This window comes from Heyndrickxia sp. FSL W8-0496 (genome assembly GCF_038007825.1).
Classification (GTDB): domain Bacteria; phylum Bacillota; class Bacilli; order Bacillales; family Bacillaceae_C; genus Heyndrickxia; species Heyndrickxia oleronia.
Window position 1 is genome coordinate 3,997,020 of the sequence record NZ_JBBOXX010000001.1, and the last position, 13,913, is coordinate 4,010,932.

Genomic DNA, 13,913 nt, shown 5'->3' on the forward strand with positions numbered 1-13,913 from the left:
CTATTATATGAACAAGATACTATGCTCAAGTATAGGTTTTAAACAATACTACAATTATCATTCCACATACTTTTTGTCTATTTCAGACATTTTAATTTGGCAGTAATTCCAAGAATCTTTCTAATAAAGAGATTTATTATTTTTATATTGATCTTTAAGCTTTTGAAATGGGACGTTACTATTATTACAGCCAGATATGGTCATTATGTTATCCAGTACCGCTTATGAGAAAAGTACTCGTTTTAGAGACTATAAAAAGGTAAATGATGCGATTACAGCTATGCTTTTTAAGACTATAATATTTTTGCTTGGTCCTGTGAATCGATTTCATGAAGAATTTACATTTCAAAAGGAGTTAAGTGAGTTTCTATCGTAACTTGACACGATTGCCATTCCAGAAAGCAACATAATGGAAAGGGTACATATATTAGAGCTCAAGGGTTCCTATGACATCAGAACGGGAAATAAAGAAGAAGGTACTGCGAAAATAAAACAAGATATTCAATTATTAAATGATCTGAATTCTACTAAGATGGCGTATAATATCGAACAATACCTGCTGCAAATTATATAATAACTATAAAATCCTAACCAATGAAGGATTGAGTTTTACTTTTATTTCATGTTGCTTTACGGATCTGTATCCTTATTGAACTAATTAAAATCCTGAAAATATTCAATCAAGCGCCAATAATTCCAGGACAGATATTTCTAATTCCACCTCCAGGTATATCTATTCCGAATACCGGAACGAACAAAAAGCCCATTAAACATTAGCAAAGTTTAATGGGCTTTTATTTTATACCGGTGGTCGGGATATAAATAACTTAATAAACATTGAGTTTATAAGGTTTTGACAAAGCCTTGTGTAAAAATCGTGTAATGGTAATTATTTCTATTTATATTTTTATTCCTTAATTCCACATGTGTGGAGTGCTGACGGTAGGAAAACCATAAAATAAAGATGAGATGTAGTGATGCATCCTTGCTTATTTACTTTATTACTTTATTCATGACTTAAAGGTATACATGGTCATTTAACTAAGTTAGTTTCACCTTTTAAGTTACTCTCCAAAGATATCTTTATACTAAATCCTTATTATTCAATTAAACCCTTTATGATTTATACTGAATAAAGAATTATTTACTTTAATTAATTCAAGCATTCATTTTATTACATTTAAACCTAAAATATCAAGATATGAGTTATAGCTCAAAGCTAATATTTAAAGCCAAATAAACTACCTTCCCCTTTATCATCCTGATACAGTTCACAGACGATATCATACTCTTCAAATTGCTCCTTGGGGACATCCGAATCGATAACACTTATAATGTATTGAATATTTTTTTCATTAGAGTATTCTTTTATAAAATCAAGATAAGCTTCTTTTCTATTTTCATGTAATGCTTCTAAAGAACCATCATGATATAAAAATTTAAAGAAACTCCTTTTGGAGTAAAATCCTAATATTGCCAAGTCGAAACACATACAAAGGATTTTTCGATATGAGAATCCTTCATCCTCATGTGTTAAGACTCCTTTTTCTGAAATAATCCCTGCGTTAAATTCAACATTTGAAGCATTATTTGTTGAAATATCAATTATACCCTTTTTACCTGTAATTTTTTCAAAAATTATCTTAAATAAATATCTTATATCATTTAAAGTTTCGTTTCCTTCCTCAATACTAGATTCTATTTTTTGATTTATCTCTTCAAGCGTTTTTTTCTTGAGATTTAACTCTTTGATATCCGTTCTGGTCTGTAAAATAATCTCTTTCTGTGTCTCCAAACCCTGAATACTTCTTTCCTTCTCAATCAAATTAGACCTTAACCGTTTATATTTGCTAATAACATCAGTATTATTTAAAACACTAAGTATCTCAGAACGCTTATTCCCTAACGTTTTAAGTTCCTCATCAACCTTTTTAAGTTCAGTCTTCTTTTCAACTAATAGTTTTGTTAGATGTACCTTTCTGTCCTTAACAAGTGATTTATTAAATTCTACAAGTTCTTCATATGATTTTTCTAATTGATCCCCAAAGTAAATTTGTACTTCATTAAAAAGTTCTTTTATGTATTCAAAATCTAAGAATTCGGTTGTATTCAAAGATTTATCTATAAGGTTTATATCAGACCTTAAATTATACGCATGATTATTTAGTTCCACAGATTTATTTTCAATTTCCTTTATTAAGTCCTGACTAATTTGTTTTTCATTTAGATAAAAGTTGAATGAGTCAAGATCCTTTTCGAGAATTTCCTTTTCCCTGCTCAAAATATTGATTTGCCCATTTATTCTATCAATATCAGAAACGTTATAAAAACTTTCCATGTTACTAATTTTTGCTTTTAACTTTTCTATTTCACTATAATTGATATATCTTTCTAAAAGGGTATTACTATTAAATCCCAGCAATTCAAAAATAAATGGTTTCCAAACTTCATCTGTGGAATTTGAAAATTTACTTAATTGGAATACATCACTATAATCATTCTGTGTTCTGATAAAATACCCAACTAGTTTTCGATAGTCATAATTTTTAAGTATATCAAATTTTAATTCCCTATTTAAAACCTCTGTAGCTGCTATTGTTTTTTCGCTTTTTGAGTTTAATACTAAATTTTCATAGTCCCATTCTTTACAATCTAATAATTCTTGGGAGTATTTAGAAATCTTTATATCTACCCTAGTAATACTTTTAAATGATCGACGAATCGTTAAAAATCTCCCATCATTTAATTCTAACTCCAAAAAAAACGTATGATGCGCAAATACTTCCCGTTTATTATAAAAATAATTGCCTTTTTTGACTTCTTTTAGAAGCATAAAATCTATTAAATGAATCAGTGCGCTCTTTCCTAAATTATGTGGATCATTAACATTTGTATTATTAACATAACCATATATTACATTTAAACCGTTATTAAACTTAATATTTTTAAATCTTTGATCGTCACAGTATAGTCTCGACAACTTCATATAATCATCTCCAACATATCGGATCCGATGTCATACTTTAATTTCCCCAACAAAAATAAAAAATCTAGTGATGGGAGAAAAAAATAAAATGCATCTTCACCTAAATGCTCCTCAACAATTTTATATAACTCATTGTAGCTACATTTATATCTATTTTTCTTGAATTCATTTATAATAATTGCAACAGTGTGTACAATACTTTTATTTAAATCTGTAAATTTATCCGGCTTCAGCAATGTTCTCACCTATATGACAAATATAATACATAAAATGAATTATAATACTTACCATTTCCTCATTATCTAATATTGCTGTGTCATTCGAATTAATAAATCTATCTATGATTTCATTCAAGACCTCATAAAAAAATATTTTCTCTCTCTTTATGTCTGGAATCTTGTTATTTATTGTTTTCTTAATATTATTATATGATTTTTTTAAAGATCTGTTACGAGGATTTGATAGTATATCTTTTATACTTTTAAAATAAATACTACTCTCGATAATATTCTTAAAATAGGCGTTACTCTGCTCATCTTCCAGCTTGTTCAATAGATTTTTTTCAATTATATTAATTCTTTTTAAATCATCATCATTATCTAGAGATTGACTTATCTCAATCTCTCCATCTAGTTCACTTTCTAAAAATTCTATTATCTTTTTTAAATTATAAGGATTTATAACTTCATTTTTATAAGAAAAGAGATTAAGATTTACATCCCCAGAATTGTTGTAGATAGGACTATTAGGACCTAACGTATGATTTCTCTCTATCACTTGTTGTCACCAATTTTCCCAGTGGTAACACTACCCTCATTATTATAAATTGGGCTGTTATTTCCCTTGGTTTTATTTACATTTTTACTAATTGCTGACCGAATAGCAAAACCTCCTGTCCCACCAATTAATAATGTAATAGCATGGGATAAAATCGTTGTCCAATCGATATTCAATATAAACACCTCTTTAATCTATTATCGGTATTCTCAAATAAATCTACTCCCTATATTATTTCAAAATTATGGAATGTTAGCAATATCATTTCCTTCGAATCTTTCCATATTTTTTAGATTCCAAAGATTTTTTTCAAACATCACTCTCTGATAATTCCCCATTTTCAGTGGATTCACAAACTTTCCTTTTTACATTACTTCACTTTTCACTCTAAATAAAGCAACAAAAAATACTCTGAAGAGATTGGCTCCTAAAAGACAACTAGATTAAAAGGAATATTATTGAGAATTTATGGATAACCTTATAAAAATTTAATTTGTGAGGTTAGTATGAGTAAAATTGATAACTTGGTTATAGGGCAAATTGATAATCTATATTTAAAAGGATATTCATGCACCAAAATCGGTAAGGAAATAAGTGTAAACCGAAAGGAAGTATCACTTATTCTGAAAGAACTAGGATATACGGTAAAAGTTATCGCTGGAAATCATAATAAGAAAGAGGTAGAAAGGAAATACCTTATTGGCGAAGGTCTATTTAAAAATGGTCAATCAATTAATAAAATATCAAAACAACTACACATTAGCAAAAAATCCTTCTCAAATTGGCTTCAGAAAAAAGGGTATATCGTTAAGCCAAAAAGAGGGTTATCAATAAAGGAAAAAAATACACGAGATACGAAGTTAAAACTAGCAGAAGAACTAATAAAAAAAGGTTATTCTTTTAACATTGCAGTTATGAAGTCAAAAGCTGATTACTACACTTTAAAAGAGTTTTTAATAGAAAAAGGATACGAACTTTCCTTCACGGGTAGAAAATATATATTAAATGAAGATATACTTGAAAGAATTGACACAGAAGAAAAAGCTTACTGGTTGGGCTTCTTGTATGCAGATGCCTACGTAAGTATAGGAGCAAGAAATGTATTAGAAATTACGCTTAAATCAGATGACTTGGACCAACTTGTAAGATTGAGAGAGTTCCTAGGTTCAGATCATCCAATAACACATAAAGAGGTTAAACTAAATGGAATAATATACAATGCATACAGATTGGCTATATATAGCAAGAAATTGGTAAACAATTTGGTGAAATTAGGATGTATCCCGAAAAAATCGTTAGTTTTAGATTTTCCTCCAATTTCAATTGTTCCATCAAATCTCGTGAAACATTTTATACGTGGATACTTTGATGGTGATGGTACTATTAGTTTTACTAAATTCAAGAAACATGGCTTTGCGTATTGTTACATTGGAGTGATTTCTACCGAACAATTCGTAGAAGAAATTAGAAAATTATTGAAGTTTCCTAAAGTAAAACTCACTTCAGAAGGAAATGCGTTCAACTTAAGATATACTGGTGTTAATTTCCCAGAAATATTTCTTAGTTTTATTTATGAGGATGCAAAAGTGTACCTGTCTCGAAAACTTGAAAAATTCCAGCTTTTTATAACTGAAAGAAAACTATTCGAAGAAAGAATCAAAGAGGAGAAACAGAAACGTATCCAATTACTTCAGCAAGCTTCTGAACTATTCGTGCAAGGTTTTTCCATAAGGAGAATCAGGTACTTTGAATCTAGACAGAACATTTATATCAAGTTGGCTTTACTTGGATGGTTTTAATGTTCAATTAAGTAGACCCTTTACAAAGGAAGAGTTGGTAACTCAAAAGCAAAAATTTCAATCTGCTGAGAAACTTTATAACGAGGGGTTGTCTGTTTCTAAAGCCGCCAAGCTGGCAAATACTAATTACTATAGATTTAAGCTATATTTAATAAAAAAAAACTACCCAATAGAATTTTAATAAATCATTAAGTCTGTAATTTATCAGTTAGTTTCTATTAAAGATATTAAATGATTCAATTGTTATTTCAAAATTTATATATTATTTCCTTTACAACAAACAGGCGTTCCAAGTACGATCCGATTAAGTTCCAAAAATTAATTAGCAATTGGAACGTCCATAAAAAAAGAACCAAGTAGATGATCTGAACCCAAAAAGTTAGACACGAATTTTAAGCAGATTCCTTGGCATGAGTACGGTATTGAATCGGACTCATGCCTTTTAATTTTGCCTTAATTCGTTTGTGATTGTAATAGTGAATATACTTCTCTAATTCTTCTTTGAAATGCGCCATACTGTTAAATTCTTCAAGATAAAGCAGTTCACTCTTTAATAAGCCGAAAAAATTCTCTATCACCGCGTTATCTAAACAATTCCCTTTACGAGACATGCTTTTGTAATTCTATGTTCTTTTAATGCATGTTGATACTTCTTCATCTGATAATGCCAGCCCTGATCAGAGTGAAGAATAGGGGTATCGCAATCTTCTAATCTCTTAAAAGCCTTGTCCAACATCTTTGAAACAAGTGCGTAAACTGGGCGTTTTTCAACATTATATGCAATAATTTCTCCGTTATAAAGGTCAAGGACTGGTGACAAATATAGCTTTTCCCCATGTAAATGAAATTCCGTTACATCGGTTACCCACTTCTCATTTGGCTTTGTTGCTTGAAAATCACGTTCTAAAATATTTGGGGAGATTTTTCCTACTTTTCCACGGTATGAACGATACTTTTTCATGCGGACAAGACATTTTAACCCCATCTCATTCATTAAGCGGTGCACCGTTTTATGGTTTAGTTTTATACCACGATTACGCAATTCTAAGGTGATACGACGATAGCCATATCGACCTTGGTGTTCATCAAAAATCTGTTGGATCACTTCTTTCACTTCTTTATATTTATCTGGTTTATTCATTTGGTTTACCCAGTAATAATACGTACTGCGAGGAATTTCAGCCACTTTTACTAAATCTTTCACTTTAAATTCCTGCCTTAGTTCATAAATTACTTTCGCTTTGTCTTGTACTGTAATCTTTCCTTTTCTTGAACTAAGGCATTCAACTTTTTTAAATAGGCGTTCTCCATACGTAAACGTTCAATTTCAGCGAGTAGTGCTTCTGGTGATCCTTCTACTGGTTGAGTTTTCTTTGATTCCTTTTTCATGGATGGACGCCCCTTCTTTTTCGGTTGTAGAGCGTCTATCCCTTGTGTTTCAAATAAACGTTTCCAATTCCACACAGTGCCAGAGTCAGGAATGTTAAAGACTGTGGTGGTTTCATTAATGGACGCTCCCATTTCATTTATATAATGAATTACGTCCATTTTAAACTCAACCGAATAATTTGTATATGTTTCCCGAAAAGCTTCCAATCCATGTTGTCGATACTTCGCTACCCATTTTTTCAACATCGTTGTACTGACATTATGGCGTTCTGCTGTATCTTTGAAAGATTCCACACCTTTAAGGTAGTCTTGAATAGCATTTAATTTAATTTCAAGTGAATATTTCGTCATAAAAAAACTGCACCTCCAATTGTTAGTTGTGTCTAACAATTGGGGTGCAGTTCACTAAAGTGGGCTCTTTATAATTATCCTAATTTTAGCGAACTGCTAAAATAAAACCAGGATTATTAATAACTATCTCAATATTCATATATACATTAATAAATACCTTATTTATTTTTAGATATTCTTTTGCTTCATCTTCATTAAATTTAATGGATATATCATTTGTAATAGTAATAAAAAAATCATCTTCGACTTTAACTTTTTCTAGTTCAAGTGCTATTTGATCTGAAGTAGGTTCTACAATTTCAACAAATACTTCGCTATAATTTAAAAGTAACTGCTCATTATTAAAACCTATCCATTCATTAGATTTATTTACTTCTTTATATTTTAAATTTTTTAATATCTTTCTATAAAGCTCTAAGTTTTCTTTTGTTTCTAAATACATTAAGCTTGATTTTTCTTTAATACCATATATTATAGTATCTATTTTTGTTTTAGATTTTTTATATGTGTTAACCAATTGGTTTAGTATTTCTATTTTCTCAGTAGTTTTATAATTAATTTCTTCATAAAGAAATCCTTTTTTACACAGCATTTTCTTAACTACTGAGTCAAAATTCAAATTAAAGTTATTTTCAAGAAAATCGAAGTTCGTTTCATTTACAATAAATTCAACAGGCATCGATATAGATAATAATTTTATTTTCTTTCTGTCCAAAGAAGATTCCTGTTTATTTTTTATTGCTTTAAAAAATGGGTTACTTAATAGGGTTTCATTTAAACTTTCTTTTATTTTAGCTTCATTTTTTTTAATAGCCTTATCATTATTACTCGCTTTTCTTACTCTGTCGAAAACTAGTTTCTTATATCTTCCCATAAGAGAAAATTGTAAATTAATTAATTCCTCAACACTATTTTCTGTAGGGAGGTTAAATAGTTCTTTAAATCTAGTATAAGATTCAATGCAATTATCAGTTATTTTTGAGTCTTTTGTATAATTGCTAAAAAATATGAACATCTCATTTTGATCAAGTATCTCTTCGCTAATATCATCAATTCTGAACTGTTTAGTAGCAATGCTTAAATAATAAAAGAATTCTCTTATTACTGAGTCCATCATAATATATTTAACATCTCCATCTTCATCAAAATGTTCCCATTTGGTCATACTATTTTGTATTTCATTATAGTACCTCCATAAATCATAAATATTACCTATGCAATAAACTAGTATACTAACACTATCTTTTACTACATTTTTTATCTCCTTCTTATCTTCTTGACTGATTAAATCTTCTTTCTCTATTAGATAATACATATATGCGGCAACTTTAATAAAACCTTTATTTATATCTATTCCTTTACCTGAATAATAATTTTCTTTACTCAAAATCGTTAAAAAGTATCTAAGATTAAGTCTATCTTTTAAATCAATAGATGTCTTTATTATTTCTTCTATAATTTTTTGAACTAAATTTATTTTATTAAAGTCACTTTTTATACGTGTATAATGCGGCAATTGTAATATGTGTCGAAAGATCCGTTTAATTAATTTACCTTTCTCCTCCTTCTCTATTGAAGTGTTTTTATATAAGCAAACATAATATCTACTAAAAAGATAAGGAAGACTATTATCAATAAAGTGCTCTCCATATGTACTAGTCCCTTCCAGCATATCATCAAACAAATGTAAAATTGGTAACTCAAATAGTTTAGAAGCACTCCTCTCTTCTTTCACATAATTTAATAGACTATTCAGCGCATGATAATATTCTAATTGAGTCTTATAGCTGTGATTTTTGTTAATCTCATGATATTTTCTCATATATTCTATAGCTTCTAATTGCATATCATTTCGAATCATATTAGCAAAGATAGCATCACTATAATTTATCCATGATCTCAGTAATTTTGATTTTTGAGGAGCTATACTTTCTATCAAAATTACGTCTAAAACATTTCCTAAAAAATCCAAATTCCCATATAAGTTATCTATGCCCTTGTTTTCAATAAGCAAACTAGTATGTTTATAAAGATTGTTTAAATGTGCATTTATATTATTTTCTGCCATTTTCTATTTCCTCGTTTTCATGTTTAATTGCAATTTTAATCTCTGCTATTAAGTAATTCTTTATTTCTTTTGATACCTCGCTATCACCAAGTGTTAATCTAATACTCGTATATGCCATATGACAAATAATCAAGATATTAAAAGAAAATATTATTACTACTCCAGCAAGAGCTTGATATGCCACAAAGAAATATTGAATAAGTATCAGAAATATGGACAATATTATTTCATCTTGATATTTAAAAAACTCTTTTCTAATGACTAAAATATATTCTAAAGTATTTATACCGAATTTTTTATCATTATTGAATCCAACCAAAAGAGCCATAAGTGCAATTGTTAATGTTGCAATAGCTGCATGAATCTGCCAAATAGTATTAACTAAACTATCTACATCAGCTTGATTAATTGTTAAAATTTTCGTGATAAAGTTATTATTATATAAAAAATACATCGTGGATAATAACCCAAAAATAATTAAAATTAAAATACTAATAAAGATTTTCCAAAGAGAAAAAAATTTACTCATACCTCGCATATAAAGCATCTCCCCATTTATTTATACAAAAAGAAACAAATTCTTTTCCTCTACTTAATTTTTTTGCGACATTATATTTCCGTTCAATGAAACTCCCCCTCCATGAAGCATGTGCAAAATGCTCTTGATATATCAAATCCAATCCGCGTCAACAATTGTGTCATTTATTTGTTTCGGATATCTATTTCAGTCAATGTTGATTTTGATTGATTTCAAATCATTACACCCTTTTTTGAGCAAGAACTAATCTAAATCATTTTATAGTATTTATTTTACTTTATTTACTATGAATTGAAACAGCACTTTTACTAGATTTACCTCTTTCAAAAGTCTAATTATTAAAAAACTAAAATATTTTTTTCTTAGCACCACAGTTTATTAACCTTACCTTCTCAATAAAAATTAAATATCTTCTGTAAATAAAATTGTTTTATAAAGTAGAATCTGTTATACAATTGAATGGTAGAACGATAAGAATTCAAAAAAAGATTTAGAAAAGAATCTTACTGAATATGCTTCACAAAATTGAGGTTATTGATACCCTTTCCGCTCACCTTCTCAATAAGATATTTCTTTATGGTTGGCTCCCTATTCAATCGCTTTTACCTGTCTTTGTTCGTTCTGTTCAACAATTGAACCCTAACATAGGATAAAATTTTCCTTTACTCATATTGAATCCGCTCCTTATTATAATTCATCGAATTGTTAATTTAGGTCATGCTCTACTTTTACAATCTTTAACCGAAATATTAATTACAAATATGAAAAAGACCTTCAGGGTTGAAGGTCTAAAAAGGAACTATTTAAGAAAAATTATTTTTTGTAAACTCTTAAAAAATAATACAATCCAAGTAAAAGAATACCAACATTTGTATAGATAACAAACACAAAAGCATACATTATATTTTTGTGAGCAATCGGGTCGAAGATATAATGCAAGATATGATAGATTGCTACATAGATTACACAAATATTCCAGAAAAATTGCTCTTTATTTGAATTAAACTTTTTAACAAGTCGGAGTACAATAATCCAAAGAACTAGTATTAATCCTGTGCAAATTAAATTAATTGGCTTAGTTATAAAATAAAACACATATGCACTACTGTAAAAAGCAATTAAAGATAACAAGAGCATTAAGATTGATTTTCGAGAATCCCTTTTTGTAATAAAAAGATATATACCGACTATTACCCCCAGGCAAGTATAAATATAATGTACCAAGTTCTCCATGTATTAACCTCTAATCAAAACTACTTTTATTTTTCTTACAATATTTAATTATAGCTAAGACGATTATAATCCCTACACCCTTATATATAAATTGTGAAAGGTGAAAAAGTTCTATGTTTTTCTATCACATCATCACTAAAGAAATTTCCATATTAATAATTCCAATACTTATTTTACACTTGCCTCTTCCCATTCCTCGATAAAAGCTTGCATGGATTTATTAACTTCTTCTTCACTTGGTATACTACTTAAAATTTCCTTTTGATTGTATACTTTTCCACCTTTAACGATCAAATCAATATCCTGTGTATGTTTAATATTTTCTAATGGATTCTTGTTTAAGATGACTAGATCTGCAATTTTTCCTTCTTGAAGTGTTCCAATGTCATCTAGATGAATAGACTTTGCTGCATTCACTGTTGCTGCTTGTAGAGCCTCTATTTCGGTAAAACCAATTTCCACAAATAATTCTAGTTCGCGGTGTAAAGCCATACCTGGGTACGTAAACATTAAGGCTGGAGTATCAGTTCCAGCAACCACCGTTCCACCCATATCATAGTAGGTTTTAGCAATAGCTTTCGTTAAATTATTTATAATTGCAGTCCTTGATTTTATAGCCTCTACATATTCCGCATTATCTTTCCAGTATTCCATAAGGTAATTTATATTTAATGTGGATTCTACAACTTGATTTTTAGGTGACCAGATGTCAGGATATTTCATAGATTGATCAAAAACGACCATTGTTGGGGATAGTTTTACATTGTATCCCAGAATTTTCCCACAAATCTCCTTTATTTTTTCTTGATCTGGGTTATCCCAATCGATATGACTCCATTCCTCTTGGTCTACTAATGGATTCCAACCTTTGTACATCTCTTGTGCAAAACCAGATATATGTTCAATCCAATTTACCCCTAACTCAGCTGCATCTAAAATAGTTAACTCCTTTGAATTCATTAAATCACAGGCTACTTCTAAGTTATATTTCTTCGCCTCAGCGACTGCCGCTTCCATAACGTCTCTCTTTATCCATCCATACAGTTTTATAAATTTCGCTCCCACTTCAACTTGTCTACGAACTTCTTTCCTTGCCTCTTCTGGGTCATCTGTTACAAAATTACCATAACTTGTTGGACCCCATTGTCCAGGTGTACCGTCAATCATTCTATCTGACGCGTACACTCTTGGTGTCGGCGCATGATCAGGTTTTTCAATTAAGTTTTGAAGTAAGTTGACATTACCTGCTGCATTTCGTACTGTCGTTACCCCTGATGCTACAAAATGGGGTGCGAATCTCTCATTAATGTGACAATGCATATCGATTAGACCCGGAATAATATATTTTTCTTTAGCATCAATCGTCTCTATGCCCTCAGGTAACACTTCATCCTGCTTCATGATTCTTTTTATCTTATTTCCTTCTACTTCAATTGCTCCTATAAAAGATACTCCATTTTCTACATCGATAATCGTTCCATTTTTGATTAATAATTTTCCCATTTTTGTTTCCTCCTTAAGTATATATCCATTTTTCTGACTTTATTGTATATTGATTTAAACAATGGCATTTTAAAATTGTCATATAGTGGAATTCTTATCTTTTCAGGGGGAGTATAAGTGGCGGTGGAATACGGTAAAACACTAAGAATGATACGAAAACAAAAAGGAATAACCTTAAAAAAGTTAGCAGATAACATCTGTTCTGTCTCTTTTTTATCAAAGTTTGAACGTGGAGATTCTGATATAACTCTTGGTCTCATGGCAAGATTATTGGATAAGTTAATGATGCACTTTGATGAGTTCTTATACATACATAACGATTTTCAGCCTGATAAATTGGAACAATTTTTTAAAACAGCGCGAATTGCTTATTTAAATAGGGACGTGAAACAACTTAAGCAGCTAAAAAACAAGGCGTTAAAGAAGTGGAAGCAATATGAAGTAGAAACTTATCATTTTAATGCTCTATTAATAGAGGTATATGAAAGTATAGTAGATACACAATATACCGTCGATCGAATACAAGAGTATGATTTAAGCCTTCTTTCGGATTATTTATTTCGGGTAGAGGTCTGGGGTTATTATGAATTATCACTGTATAATGGAACGTTACTATTACTCCAGCCAGATATGGTCATTATGCTATCCAGAACCGCTTATGAGAAAAGTGCTCGATTTAGAGACTACAAAAAGGTGAATGATGCGATTACAGCTGTGCTTTTTAATACCATTATCTATTTGCTTGGTCCTGTGAATCGATTTCACGAAGAATTTACATTTCAAAAGGAATTTAGTGAGTTTATATCGTATCTTGAGACGATTACCATTCCCGAAAGCAACTTAATGGAAAGAGTACATTTATTAGAGTTAAAGGGTGCCTACGACATCAGAACTGGCAACAAAGAAGAAGGTATTGCAAAAATAAAACAAGCTATTCAATTATTAAATGATCTGAATTCTACTAGGATGGCGTATGGTATCGAGCAATACCTGCTGCAAATCATATAATAACGATACAATCCTAACCAATGAAAGATTGGGTTTTACGAATATTTCATGTTGTTTTTTTACGGATCTGTTTCGTAAGTAGACTAATTAAACCTAACAATATTTGATGAAATTTCAGCGAAGGTAGTAACAAGGCTAGTACTTTTATAGGACCAAAGAATTTGTTATTAAAAATCAACTACTCCCAATAAACAGAACCGTCTATAAATGACACTTTACAATTCTGTACTTATCAGTAAAACAGTAGTTCAATTATTATAA

At 29.7% G+C, this 13,913-nt stretch carries 9 protein-coding genes and 2 pseudogenes; 3 read left to right on the top strand and 8 right to left on the bottom strand.

Going from position 1 to position 13,913, the window contains the following annotated elements:
• Positions 1–181: 181 nt before the first annotated feature.
• Positions 182–574, top strand: a pseudogene (locus NST63_RS20195) (Rgg family transcriptional regulator); the annotation flags it as partial.
• Between the two features lie 645 nt (positions 575–1,219).
• Here the strand turns inward: NST63_RS20195 and NST63_RS20200 are convergent.
• Genes NST63_RS20200 through NST63_RS20210 form a run of 4 tightly spaced genes read right to left on the bottom strand, consistent with a single transcriptional unit; the run spans position 1,220 to position 3,939 of the window.
• Complete coding sequence (locus NST63_RS20200; protein WP_341043552.1) at positions 1,220–2,986, bottom strand: DUF2326 domain-containing protein; 1,767 nt, start codon at positions 2,984–2,986, stop codon at positions 1,220–1,222.
• A complete protein-coding gene (locus NST63_RS27825; RefSeq protein WP_436580617.1) occupies positions 2,983–3,231 on the bottom strand; it encodes an ABC-three component system middle component 7 in 249 nt (82 codons plus the stop codon). The genes NST63_RS20200 and NST63_RS27825 overlap by 4 nt, the downstream gene beginning before the upstream one ends.
• Entirely contained in the window at positions 3,206–3,763 is a 558-nt protein-coding gene (locus NST63_RS20205) for an ABC-three component system protein (RefSeq protein WP_341043553.1), read from the bottom strand. The genes NST63_RS27825 and NST63_RS20205 overlap by 26 nt, the downstream gene beginning before the upstream one ends.
• On the bottom strand, positions 3,760–3,939 hold the full coding sequence (locus tag NST63_RS20210; protein WP_341043554.1) for a hypothetical protein: 180 nt from the start codon (positions 3,937–3,939) through the stop codon (positions 3,760–3,762). The genes NST63_RS20205 and NST63_RS20210 overlap by 4 nt, the downstream gene beginning before the upstream one ends.
• Before the next feature lie 330 nt (positions 3,940–4,269).
• On the opposite strand from NST63_RS20210, the gene NST63_RS20215 reads away from it, so the two are divergent.
• The gene (locus tag NST63_RS20215; RefSeq protein ID WP_341043555.1) at positions 4,270–5,562 is read left to right on the top strand and encodes a hypothetical protein; all 1,293 of its coding nucleotides are present in this window, start codon (positions 4,270–4,272) and stop codon (positions 5,560–5,562) included.
• A gap of 392 nt (positions 5,563–5,954) precedes the next feature.
• Here the strand turns inward: NST63_RS20215 and NST63_RS20220 are convergent.
• The 4 genes and pseudogenes from NST63_RS20220 to NST63_RS20235 all read right to left on the bottom strand — a co-directional run bounded on the left by NST63_RS20220 (position 5,955) and on the right by NST63_RS20235 (position 12,644).
• Positions 5,955–7,302 (bottom strand): annotated as a pseudogene (locus NST63_RS20220) (IS3 family transposase).
• 85 nt (positions 7,303–7,387) lie between these two features.
• The gene (locus tag NST63_RS20225) at positions 7,388–9,370 is read right to left on the bottom strand and encodes a hypothetical protein (protein ID WP_341043556.1); all 1,983 of its coding nucleotides are present in this window, start codon (positions 9,368–9,370) and stop codon (positions 7,388–7,390) included.
• On the bottom strand, positions 9,357–9,908 hold the full coding sequence (locus NST63_RS20230; RefSeq protein ID WP_341043557.1) for a hypothetical protein: 552 nt from the start codon (positions 9,906–9,908) through the stop codon (positions 9,357–9,359). Before NST63_RS20230 ends, NST63_RS20225 begins: the two co-directional genes overlap by 14 nt.
• Before the next feature lie 1,401 nt (positions 9,909–11,309).
• Positions 11,310–12,644 (bottom strand): amidohydrolase family protein, encoded by a 1,335-nt coding sequence (locus tag NST63_RS20235; RefSeq protein WP_341043558.1) that lies wholly within the window; start codon positions 12,642–12,644, stop codon positions 11,310–11,312.
• Between the two features lie 117 nt (positions 12,645–12,761).
• Between NST63_RS20235 and NST63_RS20240 the strand changes: the two genes are divergently transcribed.
• Entirely contained in the window at positions 12,762–13,652 is an 891-nt protein-coding gene (locus NST63_RS20240; protein WP_341043559.1) for a helix-turn-helix domain-containing protein, read from the top strand.
• The last annotated feature ends 261 nt before the right edge of the window (positions 13,653–13,913 follow it).